At 68.2% G+C, this 17268-nt stretch carries 17 protein-coding genes; 16 read left to right on the top strand and 1 reads right to left on the bottom strand.

From position 1 onward, the window contains the following. Positions 1-569, bottom strand: a 569-nt coding sequence (locus N0A24_06330; protein MCS7173000.1) for a hypothetical protein, incomplete at its 3' end; no start/stop codon positions are given. A 98-nt stretch (positions 570-667) separates the two neighbouring features. Here N0A24_06330 and nifS point away from each other — a divergent pair. From nifS to N0A24_06250, 16 genes are all read left to right on the top strand, one after another. Further along, positions 668-1846 (top strand): cysteine desulfurase NifS, encoded by a 1179-nt coding sequence (gene nifS / locus N0A24_06325; GenBank protein ID MCS7172999.1) that lies wholly within the window; start codon positions 668-670, stop codon positions 1844-1846. Positions 1847-1957: 111 nt separating this feature from the next. After that, complete coding sequence (locus N0A24_06320) at positions 1958-2314, top strand: NADH-quinone oxidoreductase subunit A (protein ID MCS7172998.1); 357 nt, start codon at positions 1958-1960, stop codon at positions 2312-2314. After that, positions 2302-2826, top strand: a complete 525-nt coding sequence (locus N0A24_06315; protein ID MCS7172997.1) for an NADH-quinone oxidoreductase subunit B — start codon at positions 2302-2304, stop codon at positions 2824-2826. Before N0A24_06320 ends, N0A24_06315 begins: the two co-directional genes overlap by 13 nt. Before the next feature lies 1 nt (position 2827). Next, positions 2828-3376 carry an NADH-quinone oxidoreductase subunit C gene (locus N0A24_06310; GenBank protein MCS7172996.1) on the top strand — a complete coding sequence of 183 codons (549 nt, stop codon included), beginning with the start codon at positions 2828-2830 and terminating at the stop codon, positions 3374-3376. After that, the gene (nuoD, locus tag N0A24_06305; protein ID MCS7172995.1) at positions 3373-4545 is read left to right on the top strand and encodes an NADH dehydrogenase (quinone) subunit D; all 1173 of its coding nucleotides are present in this window, start codon (positions 3373-3375) and stop codon (positions 4543-4545) included. Before N0A24_06310 ends, nuoD begins: the two co-directional genes overlap by 4 nt. Beyond that, on the top strand, positions 4545-5018 hold the full coding sequence (nuoE, locus tag N0A24_06300) for an NADH-quinone oxidoreductase subunit NuoE (protein MCS7172994.1): 474 nt from the start codon (positions 4545-4547) through the stop codon (positions 5016-5018). Before nuoD ends, nuoE begins: the two co-directional genes overlap by 1 nt. Further along, positions 5015-6304: an NADH-quinone oxidoreductase subunit NuoF gene (gene nuoF, locus N0A24_06295; protein ID MCS7172993.1), complete on the top strand. Its 1290-nt coding sequence runs from the start codon at positions 5015-5017 to the stop codon at positions 6302-6304. The genes nuoE and nuoF overlap by 4 nt, the downstream gene beginning before the upstream one ends. A 24-nt stretch (positions 6305-6328) precedes the next feature. Beyond that, on the top strand, positions 6329-8890 hold the full coding sequence (nuoG, locus tag N0A24_06290) for an NADH-quinone oxidoreductase subunit NuoG (GenBank protein MCS7172992.1): 2562 nt from the start codon (positions 6329-6331) through the stop codon (positions 8888-8890). Continuing rightward, positions 8887-9858 carry an NADH-quinone oxidoreductase subunit NuoH gene (gene nuoH, locus N0A24_06285; GenBank protein ID MCS7172991.1) on the top strand — a complete coding sequence of 324 codons (972 nt, stop codon included), beginning with the start codon at positions 8887-8889 and terminating at the stop codon, positions 9856-9858. Before nuoG ends, nuoH begins: the two co-directional genes overlap by 4 nt. A 10-nt stretch (positions 9859-9868) precedes the next feature. Next, positions 9869-10354 carry an NADH-quinone oxidoreductase subunit NuoI gene (gene nuoI / locus N0A24_06280; GenBank protein ID MCS7172990.1) on the top strand — a complete coding sequence of 162 codons (486 nt, stop codon included), beginning with the start codon at positions 9869-9871 and terminating at the stop codon, positions 10352-10354. A 1-nt stretch (position 10355) separates the two neighbouring features. Next, the gene (locus tag N0A24_06275) at positions 10356-10925 is read left to right on the top strand and encodes an NADH-quinone oxidoreductase subunit J (protein ID MCS7172989.1); all 570 of its coding nucleotides are present in this window, start codon (positions 10356-10358) and stop codon (positions 10923-10925) included. Continuing rightward, positions 10922-11227, top strand: a complete 306-nt coding sequence (gene nuoK, locus N0A24_06270; protein ID MCS7172988.1) for an NADH-quinone oxidoreductase subunit NuoK — start codon at positions 10922-10924, stop codon at positions 11225-11227. Before N0A24_06275 ends, nuoK begins: the two co-directional genes overlap by 4 nt. Before the next feature lie 2 nt (positions 11228-11229). Further along, positions 11230-13086, top strand: coding sequence for an NADH-quinone oxidoreductase subunit L (gene nuoL, locus N0A24_06265; GenBank protein MCS7172987.1), 1857 nt, complete (start codon positions 11230-11232; stop codon positions 13084-13086). After that, positions 13086-14549, top strand: a complete 1464-nt coding sequence (locus tag N0A24_06260; GenBank protein ID MCS7172986.1) for an NADH-quinone oxidoreductase subunit M — start codon at positions 13086-13088, stop codon at positions 14547-14549. The genes nuoL and N0A24_06260 overlap by 1 nt, the downstream gene beginning before the upstream one ends. Next, positions 14546-15955 carry an NADH-quinone oxidoreductase subunit N gene (locus N0A24_06255; protein MCS7172985.1) on the top strand — a complete coding sequence of 470 codons (1410 nt, stop codon included), beginning with the start codon at positions 14546-14548 and terminating at the stop codon, positions 15953-15955. Before N0A24_06260 ends, N0A24_06255 begins: the two co-directional genes overlap by 4 nt. Continuing rightward, positions 15952-17265, top strand: a complete 1314-nt coding sequence (locus N0A24_06250; protein MCS7172984.1) for an FAD-dependent oxidoreductase — start codon at positions 15952-15954, stop codon at positions 17263-17265. The genes N0A24_06255 and N0A24_06250 overlap by 4 nt, the downstream gene beginning before the upstream one ends. The last annotated feature ends 3 nt before the right edge of the window (positions 17266-17268 follow it).

Below are 17268 nucleotides of genomic sequence, written 5' to 3'. Positions count from 1 at the left end.
TTCCCTGTCTCCCACACCCGGCCCGCAATGCCTTTGCCCCTCGGCATCCGGAACCCGGTTTCCTGCATCCAACGCAGAGCCCCCAGGGCAACCCGACACCGGAGGTGGTCTCCTTCCACGAGGAAGAGGTCTCCGTGAGGGGTGTCCAGGAGCGCACAGGCCCGGCGGAGGATCTCCTCCAGCAGGGCCTGCACCTCGTGGCCCTGCAGAAGGCCCAGGGCCGTGGCGTGGAGGGCCTGTTGGACCTCCGTACGGCGTCGCAGAGCCTCCTCGGTCCGGCGGTGCATCCAGGAGACCCGGAAGAGCAGTTCGGACAGGAGAACCACGGTGAACCCCAGCCCGAAGAAGGCCACGAGGGCATCCGAAGCGTTGGGCGCCTTGAGGGAGATGCCGAGGAGGGTGGCCGCGGCGGTCTGGGGGAGGAGGGCGAGGTAGGTCCGGCGCTCACACAGAACGGCCGCCAGGAGCACCGGCCCGGTCAGGATCACCGCGAAGGAGTAAGGCGCCCCCTTCCAGATCCCCAGACTCAGCAGGGCGCACAGGGCCGTGTGCCCCACCAGGATGGGCACACGGCGCTTCTGGCACCAACTGGCTACCTGGACTTGCCCGCGCATCCTACCCATGGGATAAGCAAGATGGGTGCCGTGGCCGTATAATGGGCTTAACGATGCGGCGGATCTACCTGGACCATGCCTCCACGACCCCCCTCGACCCCCGGGTCCTAGAGGCTATGCTACCGTATTTTTCCGAGCGATTCGGCAACGCGTCGAGCGTGCATGTCCTCGGACAGGAGGCCCGGGCCGCGGTGGACGAGGCCCGCTCGATCCTGGCCAGGGCCCTGGGGGCCCAGCCCTCGGAGGTGGTCTTCACCAGCGGAGCCACGGAAGCGAACAACTGGGCCATCCTCGGAGTCGCGTGGGCCAATGAGGGGCGGGGGAGGCACATCGTCACGAGCGCGATAGAGCACCACGCGGTGCTGGAGCCCTGTCGGTTCCTGGAGGAACGGGGGTGGGAGGTCACGTACCTGCCCGTGGACCGGTACGGCCGGGTGGGCCCGGAGGATGTGCGACGGGCGATCCGGGACGACACGGTGCTGGTATCCGTGATGCACGCGAACAACGAGATCGGGACCCTGCAGCCCATCCCGGAGATCGCCCGCATCTGCCGGGAGCGGGGGGTCCTGGTCCATACGGATGCCACCCAGTCCTTCGGTGCCATGCCCCTGCAGGTGGACGAGCTGGGCGTAGACCTCCTCTCCGCAAGCGCCCACAAACGGTACGGTCCTAAGGGCGTGGGGCTGCTGTACGTGCGGAAGGGGACCCGCATCGCGCCTCTTCTGCGGGGTGGGGCTCAGGAGCGGGGCAGACGTGCGGGCACGGAGAACGTCCCAGGAATTGTGGGGTTTGGCCGGGCCGTGGAGATCGCCCTCCGGGAGCGGGAGGCGGAGCAGGCGCGGGTGCAGAGGCTGCGGGACCGGCTCATCCAGGGGCTCCTTCGGATCGAATCCGCCCACCTCAACGGGCACCCCACGGAGCGGCTTCCCAATAACGTGAACGTCTCCTTCGAGGGCACCGATAGCGAGACCCTGCTGGTGAACCTGGACCTCGCGGGCATCGCCGCCAGTAGCGGCTCCGCCTGCACCGCGGGGAGCTTAGAGCCCTCCCACGTGCTCCGTGCCATCGGCCTTCCGGAGGGACTGGCCCGGGGGACCGTGCGGTTTACCCTGGGCCGGTGGACCACGGAGGAGGAGGTGGAGGAAGCTCTCCTGGCCACGGAGGAGGCGGTGGCCCAGGTCCGCCGGGTCTCCGGCTGGGGGAAGCGACGGCCCGCGGGAACTCGGCGTTGATTCCGGGGCCCGGGTCTGCCATCATCAAGCAGGAAGGCGGGCTCGCGGTAGGCCTGCGGAGGAGGAAGCACCGGAGCCGGGAGCGTTCGGGCACCCGGCGTTTTTGTGGAGATGGGCGAGTACATTCCCGTCCTGGTGCATCTGGCGATCTCCTTGGGGCTCGCGGTGGGACTTCTGGTGCTCCACGCGCTCCTGGGCGGCCGCTACCCCACTCCCGAGAAGCTGGAGGCGTACGAGAGTGGGGTGTGGCCCATGGGATCTGCCCGGGAGCGGGTGCCTGTGCGCTACTACCTCATCGCCATGCTCTTCATCCTGTTCGACGTGGAGGCGGTGTTCCTGTATCCGTGGGCCCTGGTGCTCCGGGACCTGGGAGCCCCCGCCCTGTGGGCAGGCCTCGTGTTCATCGCCCTGCTGGGGCTGGGCTACGCCTATGAGTGGGCGAGAGGAGGGCTGGAATGGCAAGAGTAGACCTGGACGCGGAAGTGGAAGGACTCCGGCGCAACGTGCTCACCACCACCGTGGACCGCATGCTGGCCTGGGCACGCAGCTCCTCCGTGTGGCCTGTGCAGTTCGGGCTCGCGTGCTGTGCCATCGAGATGATCGCCACCACCACCAGCAAGTTCGACATCGCCCGGTTCGGGATGGAGGCCTTCCGGGCCTCCCCCCGCCAGTCGGACCTCATGATCGTGGCAGGCCGGGTAAGCCAGAAGATGGCACCCGTGCTGCGGCACATCTACGAACAGATGCTGGAGCCCAAGTGGGTCATCGCCATGGGCGACTGCGCCAGCTGCGGGGGGGTGTACAACAACTACGCTCTGGTGCAGGGCGTGGACAAGGTGGTTCCCGTGGACGTGTACGTGGCCGGCTGCCCCCCACGCCCCGAGGCCCTGCTGTACGGCCTCATGAAGCTCCAGGAGAAGATCCGGGAGCAGGGCAAGCTGGGAACCCTCCGACGCACGACACCGGTCCGGGTGGGGTAGGATGGCCCAGCAAGCGGACCTTGCCCCCGTGCAGGCCTTCCTCCAGGAGCGCCTGGGAGAAGGGGTGCTTGCGGTGCACCGGTTCCGGGGAGACGCCACGGTTCTCGTGCGGCCTGAATGCATCCTGGATGCCCTCGCGGCGGTGAAGGGGGATCCCTGGCGGTTCGAGGTGCTCATCGACCTCACGGCCTGGGACCGGTATCCCACGGAGCCCCGGTTCGAGGTGGTCTACCACCTCCTGAGCCTGAGCCGACGAGAGCGGCTGCGCCTGAAGACCCGGGTCTCCAGCTCCGATCCCGTGCTCCCCACGGCCATTCCCCTCTTCGCGGGCGCCAACTGGTTCGAGCGGGAGCTGTGGGATCTGTTTGGGATTCGATTTGCGGGACATCCAGACCTCACCCGGATCCTCCTGCCGGACGACTGGGAAGGGCACCCCCTCCGGAAGGACTACCCCCTCACGGAGGAGCCCGTGGAGTTCAAGGGGTACACCCCGAAGGTCCCCAGTGAGGTGATCCCGCACATACCGCCCCGCCGGAGGGAGGACCCGTGATCCAGCGGGAGACCCTCACCATCAACATGGGGCCGCAGCACCCCAGCACCCACGGGGTCCTGCGCCTGGTGCTGGAGCTGGAGGGGGAGGTGGTGGTCTCCTGCAGACCCGTGATCGGCTACCTGCACACGGGCATCGAGAAGGAGATGGAGTACCGCACCTATCACCAGAACATCACCCTAGTGGATCGCATCGAATACCTCAGCAGCTACCACGAGGAGTTCGCGTACTGTCTGGCGGTGGAGAAGCTCCTGGGCATCGAAGCGCCCCAGCGGGCCCAGTACATCCGGGTGATCATGGCGGAGCTCAACCGCATCGCAAGCCACCTGGTGTGGCTCGGGACGAGCGCCCTGGACCTCAACGTCACCAGCCTCCTCATGTACTGCTTCCGGGACCGGGAGGAGATCCTGGAGCTCTCGGAGATGGTGAGCGGGCAGCGCATGATGCCGGGATACTTCCGGATCGGTGGGGTCCAGGAGGACCTCCCGGAGGAGTTCTTCCCCAGGGTCCGGGTCTTCCTCGACGAATTCCCCCGGCGGCTCGACGAGTACGAGGCCCTGCTCACCCATAACCTCGTGTGGCGGCAGCGCAACGAGGGGGTGGCGGTGCTGCGGAGGGAGGATGCCCTGCGCTACGGGGTCACAGGGCCGGTGCTGCGGGGCTCCGGGATCCCGTACGATGTCCGCAAGGCGTTTCCGTACTCCTCCTATGAGGACTTCGAATTCGACGTCCCGGTCGGCAAGCATGGGGACGCCTACGACCGGTACCTGGTGCGGATGGAGGAGATGCGGCAATCGCGCCGCATCGTCCTGCAGGCCCTGGACCGGCTTCCGGACGGTCCGGTGCTCGTAGAGGACCGAAAGGTGGCCCTTCCGCCCCGGCGGGAACTCGTGCGGAGCATGGAGGCGGTGATCCACCAGTTCAAGCTGGTGAGCGAGGGGATCCATCCACCCAAGGGCGAGGTGTACGCCGCGGTGGAATCCCCCCGGGGGGAGAAGGGCTACTACCTCGTGTCCGACGGGTCCAATCGGCCCGTGCGGGTGCGGGTGCGCTCCCCCTCCTTCAGCAACCTCCAGGCCCTTCCCGTGATGGTGCAGGGGGGTATGCTGGCGGATGTGGTGGTGGCCATCGCCTCCATCGACATCGTGCTGGGAGACGTGGACCGGTGATGCTCTCGGAAGCGGCTCGGGAGGACATCCGGAGGCTTCTTTCCCGCTACCCCGTGGCGCGATCGGCCCTCATCCCGGCCCTGCTGCGGGCCCAGGAGGAGCTGGGGTGGGTGCCCCCGGAGGCGCAACGGGAGGTGGCGGAGCTGTTGGATCTGCCCGTGGAGGCGGTGGCGGAGGTGGCCTCATTTTACTCCCTGATCTTCACGGAGCCCGTGGGCGAGCGGGTGATCCAGCTCTGTACGAACGTCTCCTGTCTCCTGAACGGCGCGGAGGAGATCCGGCGCCACCTGGAGGAGCGCTTGGGGATCCGGCCGGGACAGACCACACCGGACGGCCGCTACACCCTTCGCATCGCGGAGTGCCTGGCGGCCTGCGAGCAAGCGCCCTGCATGATCGTGGACACCGAGCGCTACGGTCCTCTCACCCCGGAGCTCGTGGATCGCATCCTGTTCGGGAACGGAGGGGGACGGTGACGGAGCGGGTCCTGCTGCGCCACGTAGGGACTCCCGGGCAGGAGGACATCGAGACCTACCTGCGCCACGGCGGATACGAGGCCCTGCGCCGGGCCCTGCGGGAGCTCACGCCGGAGGACGTGGTGGAGATGGTGGACCGTTCGCAGCTGCGGGGGCGGGGGGGAGCGGGGTTTCCCACGGGCCGCAAGTGGAAGTTCGTGCCCAAAGACGCGCCCGTGAAGTACCTGGTGGTGAACGGGGACGAGGGGGAGCCGGGGACCTTCAAGGACCGGACCCTCATCGAGGGCGATCCGCACCTCCTGGTGGAGGGCGTGGCCCTCACCTGCTACGCGGTGGGGATCCGGAAGGCCTTCATTTACCTGCGGAGGGAGTTCTACCAGGGCTACCGGAAGCTAGAGCGCGCCATCGCCCAGGCCTACGAGCACGGATTTCTGGGGGAACGTATCCTGGGAACGGATTTCCACTGCGACATCGTGCTGCATCCCGGGGCCGGGGCGTACATCGCGGGCGAGGAGACGGCCCTGCTGGAGTCGCTGGAGGGCAAGCGGGCCATGCCCCGCCTCAAGCCCCCCTACTTCCCCGCGGTCATGGGGTTGTACAACCAACCCACGGTGCTCAACAACGTGGAGACCTTGTGCTGCATCCCCTGGATTGTGAAGTACGGACCGGAGTGGTGGCTCCAGCAGGGCCCCCCACAGCTGTATTCCGTGAGCGGACACGTGAACCGTCCCGGGGTCATCGAGGCCCCCTTGGGGACCACCGCCCGGGAGCTCATCGAGCGGGCGGGTGGGGTGCGGGGAGGCCGCCGGGTGAAGGCCTTCTATCCGGGCGGAACCAGCAGCCGGCCCCTGCGGGCGGAACACCTCGACGTCCCCCTCAACCACGAGTCCTTGGCCAGGTTGGGCTCCATGCTGGGAAGCGCCGCGGTGATCATCATGGACGAGACCACGGACATGGTCCGGGTGATCGCCCGGGTGTGCGCCTTCTACCGGGAGGAATCCTGCGGCAAATGCACGCCCTGCCGGGAGGGAACCCGGTGGGTGACCCAGATCCTGGATCGCATCCTGCACGGCCAGGGTCGCATGGAGGACCTGGACCTCCTGGAGAGCATCGCGAAGAACATGACGGGTACCTGCTTCTGTCCCCTGGGGGAGAGTGTGCCCCCAAGCCTCCGGGCGGGACTGGAGGATTTCCGGGACGAGTTCATCGCCTACATCGAGGGGGCGCGCGCGCCCGTGGAGATGCCGGTGCGGATCCGGGAGGGAATCCTGGCACCGGGTGGATAGCCCGAGCGGGAGTCGAGGGAAGCCATGGCCGATCCGGAATCGGTGACCCTGACGATCGATGGCCGTACGGTGACGGTGCCCCGGGGAACCACGGTGCTGCACGCCGCGGAGCGCCTGGGCATCGAGGTTCCCGTGTTCTGCTACCACGAGCGGATGCCGCCCCTTGGGGCGTGCCGCATGTGCTTGGTGCGGGTGGAGAGGATGCCGCGCCTGCAGACCGCCTGCACCCTGGAGGCCCAGGAGGGCATGGTGGTGTGGACGGAGGCGCCGGAGGTGGTGGAGGCCCGGCGGGCCATCCTGGAGTTCCTGCTCATCAACCACCCCCTCGACTGCCCCATCTGCGACAAGGGCGGAGAATGCCCCCTCCAGGACAACACCTTCAAGTACGGGCCGGGGGCAAGCCGGTTCGTGGAGCCCAAGCGCCACTTCCCCAAGGCAGTGCCCCTCAGCCCCGTGCTGACCCTGGACCGGGAGCGGTGCATCCTGTGCTGGCGATGCGTCCGGTTCGGGGAGGTGGTGGCTGGGGATCACGCCCTCAAGGGGCACGAACGGGGATACCTCACCCACATCGACGCTCCGCCCATCGCCCAGGAGAATCCCAGCAAGTTCATCGGGAACACCATCGCCATCTGCCCCGTGGGAGCCCTCACGAGCGGGGTGTATCGGTTCCGAGCCCGTCCGTGGGACAACCGCGCGGTTGCGGGCGTGTGCACGCATTGCGGCTTGGGGTGCGCGGTCTGGGTGGACGTGCGAGGTGGAGAGGTGGTGCGGATTCGCGCCCGGGAGCACCGAGCCCTCAACGACATCTGGCTGTGCGATCTAGGGTTCTTCGGGTACGACTACCTCCATCACCCCGATCGGCTGCGCACGCCTTACGTGCGGCGCGGGGACAGGCTGGAGCCCTGCAGCTGGGACGAGGCCCTGGAGCGGGTGGCGCATCGGCTGCGAGAAGCGGCACCGGAGGGCATCGGAGCCCTGGGCGGGGAGCGCCTCACCCTGGAAGAGGCCTACCTTCTGAGCCGCCTGGTGCGTACCCTGGGTTCCAACAACCTGGACTTCCGGGTGGACACCCTGTATCCCCTCCCCACCCGGGACTGGGCCTGGGGGATGGAGGGGGTGGAAGGCGGGGAGGTGACAGACCCGGATGGCCGCCAGCGGGGCCTCGCGCCCAGGCCCATCGGCGGCCCCGTGGACCAGCTGGATCTTGTTCGGACCTTGGTGCTCGTGGGCTGCGACCTCTCGGAGGAATACCCGGTGCTGTGGCTACGCGCCAAGCGCGCCCTGGACCGGGGCGCGAACGCGGTGGTCTTGGCGCCCAAGCGGCTGGAGATCGAGCGGTACTGCTCGCACCCCATCCTCCACCGGTACGGGCACGAGCACCGGCTGCTCTTTGCCCTGGCACGCCTGGTACGGGACCGGATGCCGCACCTTCCAAACGCGGAGGCCCTGGATGGAGTGGATGTGGACGCGGTAGCCCGGCAGGCGGGGGTTTCCGTGGAGGCCCTGGAGCGGGCCGCGGAGGCATTGCGGCAGGGACCCGTGGCCTTCTTCGTGGGCCGCATGAGCCTGCTGGGCCCGCATGCGGAGCGGGTGCTCCGGGCCGCCAACACCCTACGGGCCCTGTGCGGGGGAACGCTTTCGCTCCTGCAGGGTCGGGGAAGCGCCATTGGAGCCGCCATCGCGGGCATGGCACCGGACGTATTGCCGGGCCTACGGCCCCTGGACGACCCCAAGACCCTGGCCCGTATCGAATCGGTCTGGGGCGTTCGGCCGCCGCCCAAACCCGGCCTGAACGCGGTGGAGATGCTGAAAGCGGCCGCGCACGGTACGCTCCGGGTTCTGTACGTGGCGGGCGCGGATCCCGCCCGGGATTTCCCCGATGCCGTCCTGTGGGCCCGGGCCCGGGCGAACCTGTTCCTGGTGGTCACGGATCTGTTCTGGACGGACACCGCCAGGGCCGCGGACGTGGTGCTCCCGGCCCTGGCGTTTGCGGAACGGTCGGGGACCGTGGGCAACATCGAGGGCAGGCCGCAGCGCCTGGAGCGGGCCCGGCTGGGCCCGGAGGGCGCCTGGGCCGACGGCACCATCCTGCAGGCCCTCGCCGCCCGCTTAGGCCTTTCCCTGGCGTACCCTGACCCTGAAGCCGTCTTCGCGGAGATGCGCCGGGTGATCCCGGGGCTGGAAGTGGACCGTCCGTATCCCCTCCCGCGTCGCGCACCGCGCATCGAGCCCGTGGATCTCGAAGGACCGGGGGACGAGGGCGATGGGTTAGTGCTCGTGCCCGTGCCCCGGCTCTTTCGCCAGGGGGAGATGGCGGAGCGGTGCCGGGGGATCCCGGATCTTGTGGGAGAACCCTTCGCGATCCTCCACCCGGAGGACGCGGCGTCCGTGGGCGTTCGGGATGAGGATGCGGTGGAGCTGGAGGTGGACGGCATCCCGGCCGCGGTGCGGTGCCGTCTGTCCCGGGAAAGTCTCCCCGGACAGGTGCTGGTGCCCATGGGGTTCCGGGGGATCCCGCTGAGCCGCTGGGGCGTCTTCCACAAGCTGGTGCGGGTCCGGGTGCGGGCCCTGGAGGGGGTGCGGTGACGTTGGTGCTGGAGGCCGCCGCGAAGAGCGCTCTCCTGGCGTTCCTGCTCCTCACCGCCACCGCCTACACGGTCTTTTTGGAGCGGCGACTGTTGGGGAGGTTTCATCACCGCATCGGGCCCAACCGGGTGGGACCGTGGGGCCTGCTGCAACCCCTAGCGGACGGCATCAAGCTGCTGGCCAAGGAGGACTTCATGCCCCGGGCCGCGGACCGAGTGGTGTACCTGGCGGCCCCCCTCATCGTGATGGTGGCGGCCCTGTTCGCGTATGCGGTGATCCCTTTCGGGCCCCCCGTGGAGCTGTTCGGCCGCCGGATCCACCTGTACATCGCGAACCCCGACGCAGGGGTCCTCCTGGTGCTGGGGGCCTCCTCCATCGGGGTGTACGGCCTCATCCTGGGAGGGTGGTCCTCCAACAGCAAGTACGCCCTGCTGGGGAGCCTGCGGAGCGCGGCCCAGGTGGTGAGCTACGAGCTGGCATGGGGGCTATCGGTCCTGAGCGTGGTGCTGACCGCGGGCACCTTGCGTCTGGGGGGAATCGTGGAGGCGCAACGGGAGCTGTGGTTCGTCGTCAAGCAACCCCTGGCCTTTGTGGTGTTCTTCCTCTCGGCCCTGGCGGAGACCAACCGGGCACCCTTTGACCTCCCGGAGGCGGAACAGGAGCTCATCGCGGGCTACCACACGGAGTATGGAGGGCTCAAGTTCGTGATGTTCTACATCGCGGAGTACGTGGCCATCATCACCCAGAGCGCGCTGGCGACACTCCTGTTCTTCGGCGGTTGGCTGGGTCCCGTGCTGCCCGGGGTGGTATGGTTCCTCCTGAAGACCGCGGTCTTTGTAGGAGTCTTCATCTGGATCCGGGCCACAGTTCCCCGGGTGCGGTATGATCATCTCATGGGGCTGAGCTGGAAACTGTTGATCCCGCTCGCCCTCACGAACCTCGTGGTCACCTCGCTGTTCGTGGTCTAGGAGGAAAACCGTGAATCGGACGGTCCGGCGTGCGATGGTGGAGGGCGCGGCGATCCTGAAAGGCCTTGGGGTGACCGCGCGGTACCTTTTCCGGCGCCCCGTGACCCTGCAGTATCCGGAGCAGCGACCCCGCATCCCCCCCCGGTTCAAGGGGCGGCACTGGCTCACCCTCTACGAGGACGGGGACGAGCGGTGCGTGGGGTGCGAGCTGTGCGCCATCGTGTGTCCCGCCCAAGCCATCTACGTGAAGCCCGCGGAGAACACCCCGGAAAAGCGCGTGAGCAAGGGAGAACGGTACGCGGAGGAGTTCCAGATCAACATGCTCCGGTGTATCTTCTGCGGGTTCTGCGAGGAGGCCTGCCCCACGGGGGCTATCGTTCTGGGCCACGATTTCGAACTGGCGGATTACTCCCGACAGGCTCTCATCTACACGAAGGAGATGCTCACGGAGCCGTATCCGGGAGCTTCGGGCCGGGATCCCCGCCGGGAGGTCTAGGGTGGAGTCCGTACTCTTCGTGGTGGCGGCCGCGTTGAGCCTGGCGGGTGGGGTGGGCGTGGTGACGGCCCGGGCCCCCGTACACAGCGCCCTGAGCCTGTTGGTGGTCCTGGTTTCCCTCGCGGTACTCTACCTCACGCTCCTGGCGGAGTTCGTGGCAGTACTGCAGGTCATCGTCTATGCGGGGGCCATCCTGGTGCTCTTTCTCTTCGTGATCATGCTCCTGCATGCCCACAGTCCCGAGCTCCGACCCTCCCCCGGACCCGGGCGGCTCCACGGGGTAGTTGCCATGGCCTCCGGGGGAGCGCTGGCCGCCCTTCTGAGCTTCGGGGTCCTGCGGGAACTGGGCCGTGGCACGGGGAGGCCACCCGTGGCCGCGGAGTTCGGAACGGCTCCCGCCATAGGCCGGGAACTGCTCACCACCTTCGTCCTCCCGTTGGAGGTGGCGGGCGTGTTGCTCCTGGTGGGGATCGTGGCAGGGATCGTGCTGGGGAAGGCTCCCGAGCGTCGGAGCCCCGAGCGGGAGGAGGCGCGGAGCACGGAGGTCCTTCTCCCCGGGGAGAGGAGATGACGGTTCCCCTTCCCGCCTATGTGCTCCTGAGCATTCTCCTGTTCGTGCTGGGAGGGCTTGGGGTCCTCCTGCGCCGCACCGCCCTCATCGTATTCATGTCCATCGAGCTCATGCTGAACTCCGTGAACCTGGCGTTTCTGAGCTTCGCCCGGATGCACGGAGACCTCTCCGGACAGCTGGTGGCCTTCTTCGTGCTGGTGGTGGCCGCGGTGGAGGTGGTGGTGGGCCTCGCCATGCTCATCGCCCTCTTTCGCGCCCACCGGGCCATGGACGTGGACGAGATGGATCTCCTGCGAGGCTAGGGATGGAGTGGGTGGTGGTGGGCATCGTGGCGTTGCCCCTTGCGGGCGCGGTGGCGAACGGCCTTGTGGGCTTCCGAGTGGGTCGACGGGCCGTAAGCTGGATCGGGTGCCTGGTGGTGCTGGGGGCCTTCGGACTGGGGGTCCTCGGGTTCTGGAATCTGAACACGGCGCCCCCGGAGACCGTGGTACGCGTGGCCCTCTGGGAGTGGATCGCCTCCGGGGATTTCCACGTGGCCTGGGCGCTGCAGCTGGATCGCCTCGCCGCGGTGATGGTCCTGGTGGTCACGGGCGTGGGGTTCCTGATCCACGTGTACTCCGTGGGCTACATGCACGGAGAGGAGGCCTACAGCCGTTACTTCACCTACCTGAACCTCTTCGTGGCCTCCATGCTCCTCCTGGTCCTGGGCGGAAACCTGCTGGTGCTCTTCGTGGGATGGGAGCTCGTGGGGCTGTGCAGCTACCTGCTCATCGGATTCTGGTTCGAGCGACCCACGGCGGCCGCGGCGGGCCGCAAGGCGTTCGTGACGAACCGCATCGGGGACGCGGCGTTCCTGCTGGGAATCTGCCTTGTGGCGGTGACCTTCGGAACGCTGGACGTCGAGACCCTAGCGGAGCGCGTCCAGAAGGCCTCCGGTGTCTCGATGACGGCCGCGGCCCTGCTGCTCTTTGCGGGTGCCACGGGGAAATCCGCACAGCTGCCCCTGTACGTGTGGCTTCCGGACGCCATGGAGGGCCCCACCCCCGTCTCCGCCCTGATCCACGCGGCCACCATGGTCACCGCGGGCGTGTATTTGGTGGCCCGGCTGTGGCCCCTCTACGTGGCGAGCGGCGTTCTCCCGGTGGTGGCCGCGGTGGGAGCCAGCACGGCCCTCTTCGCGGCCACCGTGGCCGTGGCGCAAGTGGACCTCAAAAGGATTCTCGCGTACTCCACCGTCAGCCAGATCGGATACATGTTCCTCGGGCTGGGGGTAGGGTCCGCGGCAAGCGGGATGCTCCACCTCACCACCCACGCCTTCTTCAAGGCCCTCCTGTTCCTGAGCGCGGGGAACGTCATGCACGCCATGCATGGCCTCATCGACGTGCGGAGGCTGGGGGGACTGGGTCGGGCCATGCCCTTCACCGCGGTCTCCTTCCTGGTGGGAGCTTTGAGCCTGAGCGGAATCCCGCCCCTGGCAGGGTTCGTAAGCAAGGAGCACATCCTCACCGCGGCCCAGACCCACGGATTTACGGCCTTATGGGGACTCGGGGTTCTCACCGCGGGGATCACCGCCCTGTACATCACCCGGGCCGCGATGCTCGCCTTCTCGGATCCCCCCGCGGATCCCACGCGGCGCCCGCACGAGGCCCCTCCGGTGATGCGCTGGCCCATGGGGGTTCTGCTGGTGCTCTCCGCGGTGGGTGGAGTTTTGGGATCTCAGGCTCTGGGGGCTCCCTTCGATCGGTTCCTCGCTCCGCTCTTCGGGTCCGAACTGGAGCCCACCGGCGGGCACAGAGCGAACGGGCTTGTGCTGGCGGGGGTTTCCGTGGCCGCGGCGGTGGCGGGCATGGTGGTGGGGTATCGCATGTACCGGGGCCGGCGGACGCCGGAGCTGGGAAGCCTCGGACAGGTGCTGAGCCGGCAGTGGTACGTGGAAGACCTGTACCAGGTGGCCCTCGTGAGACCGGCCCGGGCGCTCGCGCACTTCTGCGCCCAGGTGGTGGATCTCCGCTGGATTGACGGAGCCGCCAACGGCTTGGCGGCCGTGGTGGGCGCTCTGGGGATCACGGTGCGGCGGTGGCAGACGGGGTATGTGCGGCAGTACGCGGCCCTGTTCCTGGTGGGAACCGTGCTGGCGGTGGCCTACTGGTTGGTACGGTGATGCTCTCGGTCCTGGTGTTCCTCCCCATCCTGGGTGCCGCGGTGGTGATGCTTCTCCCCCGACGGGAGGGGTTGCTGCGGTCCGTGGCCTTTGTCACGTTCCTCCTCACGTTCGTGCTCGCCGCGTGGCTGTTTTGGACCTTCCCTCCGGGGGAAGGGGGCTTCCGGTGGGTGGAGCGGGCCCCGTGGATCCCGGCCCTGGGTGTGAGCTACCAGCTGGGGGTGGACGGGATCTCGCTCCTGCTCGTGATGCTTACCGCCTTCCTCTTCCCCGTGGCGCAGCTGGGGACCTGGGACGCGGTGCGCCACCGGGTCAAGGAATACCTGAGCCTCCTGCTGCTCCTGGAAGGAGCCGTCCTGGGCACCTTCCTTGCGTTGGACCTGGTGCTCTTCTACGTGTTCTGGGAGGCGGTGCTCATCCCCATGTATTTCCTCATCGGGCTGTGGGGCGGGGAGCGGCGGAGGTACGCGGCCGTGAAGTTCTTCCTGTTCACCATGGCGGGCAGCGTGTTGATGCTGCTCGGCATCCTCGTCCTGTACCTGCGCACCGGCACGTTCGAAGTTCCGCGCCTGCTCCAGACCCCGCTCCCGACGCAGGACCAGCGGTGGCTTTTCTGGGCCTTCACCGTGGCCTTCGCCATCAAGGTCCCCATGTTTCCTCTGCATACCTGGCTCCCGGACGCCCACGTGGAGGCTCCCACCGCGGGCTCCGTGATCCTGGCGGGTCTGCTGCTGAAGATGGGGGCATACGGGCTGGTGCGCTACGGCCTTGGGCTTTTTCCCGAGGCGGCCCGGGAGGCGGCACCGTTGCTGAGCCTCCTCGCGGTGGTGGGGATCCTGTACGGAGGCGGGGTGGCCTTCGCGCAACAGGACATCAAGAAGCTCGTGGCATACTCCTCCATCAGCCACCTGGGGTTCGTGGTCCTCGGCACCTTCGTCTTCACCCTGCAGGGGATGCACGGCGCCCTGCTACAGATGGTGAACCACGGGCTTTCCACGGGGGGCCTGTTCCTGCTGGTGGGCGTGCTCTACGAGCGGGCCCATACGCGGCAGATGGACGCCTTCGGAGGGATCGCGAGGGTGATGCCCACCTTCGCGGCCCTCTCCCTCTTCATCGTGTTCAGTTCCGCGGCTCTCCCAGGCACCAACGGGTTCATAGGGGAGTTCCTGGTCCTGTTGGGAACCTTCCGGGCAGACGTACGGCTCGCGGCGTTGGCGGCGGGGGGGGTGATCCTCTCCGCGGTCTACCTCCTGTGGATGGTGCAGCGGGTGTACTTCGGTCCCGTGCGGGTCGATCCCGGCCGGTTCACCCCCTTAACCTGGAAGGAAGCGGCCGCCCTCGTGGCCCTGGTCCTGGTGATCCTCTGGATCGGGCTGTATCCGAAGCCGCTGTTGGAGCGGAGCGAGGCGGCCCTGAGCCTTCTGAGCTCCCGGCTCCGCGCGGTGGGAGAGGTGGTGCGGTGAACGTGCTGCGGACGTTGCTCCCGGAGATCCTGGTGGCCACCACGGCCATCGCGGTCCTGTTCGCGGATCTGCCCCTGCGCACCGCCGCGCAGCGCCGGCTCCTCCTGTGGTTGAGCCTTGGAGGCATCTTCCTGGCCCTGTGGGCCACCTGGGCGGAGGCGCCCTCCCTGGCCTTCGGTGGTATGGTCGTCGGGGATGGACTCACCCGGGTGTTCCGGGTCCTAGCGCTGGGGGTGGCGGCGGTGGGGTTGGTGCTCTCCCGCGACTATCTCGTCCGCATGGACCTGGAGCGGGGGGAGTACTATGCGCTCGTGCTCTTCGCGGCCCTGGGAGCGCAGCTGCTGGCTGCATCCCGCAACCTCCTGCTGATGTTCCTGGCCCTGGAGCTCCTCTCCGTTCCCCTCTACGTGCTTGCGGCCTTCGCCCGACACCACCGTTCCAGTCAGGAGGCGGGCCTCAAGTACTTCCTGCTGGGCTCCTTTGCCTCCGGGGTGTTCCTGTACGGGATGGCTTTGGTGTATGGGCAGGTGGGCACCCTGGATCTGACACGGCTGGGAGAGGAGGGGGGGCTCCTGCTGCGGCTGGGCACGGGCCTGCTCCTGGTGGGGCTGGCGTACAAGGCGGCGGTGGTGCCTTTTCACGCCTGGGCTCCGGACGTGTACGAGGGATCTCCCATGCCGGCGGCGGCCTACATGTCCGTGATCGCCAAGGTAGGCGCCATCGCAGCCCTGGCGCGGCTGGCTAGCGCGGCTCTCCCCGGCCTCGTGGACCTGTGGCGGCCCTTCGTGGCTGTGTTGAGTGCCCTCACCATGGTGGTGGGCAACCTGGGTGCCCTGTGGCAGCGAAACCTCAAACGCATGCTGGCTTACAGCAGCATCGCGCATGCGGGCTACCTCCTCACGGGACTCGCCGCAGGAACCGCCACGGGGCTTGTGGCCTCCGCCTACTATCTCGCCGCGTACGCCCTCATGCAGCTGGGCGCCTTCGGGGTGTTGGTGCTCCTGGAACGGATGGGGCTGGAGGCGGACGAGGTGCAGGATCTCGGCGGGCTCGGGGATCGTTCCCCCACCCTGGCGGCGGCCTTCGCCCTCTTTATGGCCTCCCTGGTGGGGGTTCCGCCCACCGTGGGGTTCGTGGGGAAGTTCTATCTCTTTGCTGCGGCCCTGGAAGCAGGCCTCGGCTGGTTGGCCCTGGTGGGGGTGGCGACCAGCGTGGTCTCCGTAGCGTACTACCTGCGGGCCGCTTACGCGGCGTATGCAGAGGAGGGCCGGGCCGGGGTCCGGATGGCGGGTGGGCGGTGGGCGGCGGCGGGCGTGGCCACCGCCGCCCTCGGGGTACTGCTGGGGGGCGTGGTGGGAGGACCCGTGATCCAGTGGGTGTACATCGCTGCGGGAGTGATCCCATGAGCACGGAGAAGTTCGACGCCATCGTGGTGGGCGCGGGCCCCGCGGGCGCCGCGGCCGCCATCACCATGGCCCAGGCCGGCCTCTCCGTGGTGCTCCTGGAGCGCGGGGAGTACCCGGGTGCCAAAAACGTGATGGGCGGGGTCATGTACGGCCGCATGGTGGCGGACGTGGTCCCGGAGTTCTGGAAGCTGGATGCCCCTCTGGAGCGCGTGGTGGTGGAGGAGCGGGTGTGGATCACCACGGAGGAGGGGGTGGTCTCCCTGGGCTACCGCAACCCTCGCCAGGCCTACCACCCGGACGGGTGCCCGAACGCCTTCACCGTGCTCCGGGCGCGGTGGGATCGGTGGTTTGCGGCCCGGGCGGAGGAGGCGGGGGCAATCCTGGTTCCGCAGACGGTGGCGGAGGATGTGATCTGGCAGGACGACCGGATCGTGGGCGTGCGCACGGGCCGGGAGGAGGGGGATCTTTACGCGGATGTGGTGGTGATCGCGGACGGGGTGAACTCCTTCCTCGCGCAGCGGGCGAGGCTGCGCGACCACCCCGTTGCCCCACACCACCTCGCCCTGGCGGTGAAGGAGGTCATCGGACTTCCTCCGGAGATCATCGAGAGCCGGTTCAATCTGGAGCCGGGACAAGGGGTCACCATCGAACTCTACGGGGCCGTTACGGATGGGATGTCCGGCTACGGCTTCCTCTATACGAACCGCGACTCCCTCTCCGTGGGCGTGGGGGTCCTGGTGAGCCACCTCATGCGGACCCGCCGCACCCCCTATGAGCTCCTGGAGCGACTCAAGCAGCACCCCGCGGTCCGGCCCCTGCTGACGGGCGGGGAGGTGCTGGAGTACGCGGCGCACGCCATCCCGGAGGGGGGATATGAGGCCATGCCGAGGCTGTTCGGCAACGGGGTGCTCATCGCGGGCGACGCCGCGATGATGGTGAACGGCCTGCACCGGGAGGGCAGCAACCTGGCCATGGCCGCTGGACGTCTGGCGGGGGAGACGGTGATCGAGGCCAAGCGGCGGGGGGACTTCAGCGCCCGCACCCTCGCCCTGTACGAGGCGAAGCTGCGGGAATCGTTCGTGCTGCAGGATCTCGTGAAGTACCGTCACCTGCCGGAACTGGCGGACCGCCGGCCCGACCTCTTCCGGATCTACCCCCATCTCGTGCACGATGCGGTGCACGAGATGCTCACCGTGGACGGATTGCCCAAGCGCGCCAAGCAGCGCAGGATCTGGCAGGAGATCACCCGCCGGCGCAGACCCCTGCAGCTGCTCCGGGACCTGTACGAGATCTGGCGGGCGGTGCGCTGAAGG

This window comes from Armatimonadota bacterium (genome assembly GCA_025059775.1).
Classification (GTDB): domain Bacteria; phylum Sysuimicrobiota; class Sysuimicrobiia; order Sysuimicrobiales; family Sysuimicrobiaceae; genus Sysuimicrobium.
Note: the sequence above shows the minus strand (reverse complement) of the source record. Positions and strands in the feature narration are given on the sequence as shown.

Excerpts from the sequence above, each read along its gene's own strand:
- nuoK (MCS7172988.1), top strand. The coding sequence starts at position 10,922 with ATGACGGTTCCCCTTCCCGCCTATGTGCTCCTGAGCATTCTCCTGTTC.
- N0A24_06315 (MCS7172997.1), top strand. The coding sequence starts at position 2,302 with ATGGCAAGAGTAGACCTGGACGCGGAAGTGGAAGGACTCCGGCGCAAC.
- N0A24_06250 (MCS7172984.1), top strand. The coding sequence starts at position 15,952 with ATGAGCACGGAGAAGTTCGACGCCATCGTGGTGGGCGCGGGCCCCGCG.
- N0A24_06310 (MCS7172996.1), top strand. The coding sequence starts at position 2,828 with ATGGCCCAGCAAGCGGACCTTGCCCCCGTGCAGGCCTTCCTCCAGGAG.
- N0A24_06320 (MCS7172998.1), top strand. The coding sequence starts at position 1,958 with ATGGGCGAGTACATTCCCGTCCTGGTGCATCTGGCGATCTCCTTGGGG.
- nifS (MCS7172999.1), top strand. The coding sequence starts at position 668 with ATGCGGCGGATCTACCTGGACCATGCCTCCACGACCCCCCTCGACCCC.
- N0A24_06260 (MCS7172986.1), top strand. The coding sequence starts at position 13,086 with ATGCTCTCGGTCCTGGTGTTCCTCCCCATCCTGGGTGCCGCGGTGGTG.
- nuoE (MCS7172994.1), top strand. The coding sequence starts at position 4,545 with ATGCTCTCGGAAGCGGCTCGGGAGGACATCCGGAGGCTTCTTTCCCGC.
- nuoL (MCS7172987.1), top strand. The coding sequence starts at position 11,230 with ATGGAGTGGGTGGTGGTGGGCATCGTGGCGTTGCCCCTTGCGGGCGCG.
- nuoG (MCS7172992.1), top strand. The coding sequence starts at position 6,329 with ATGGCCGATCCGGAATCGGTGACCCTGACGATCGATGGCCGTACGGTG.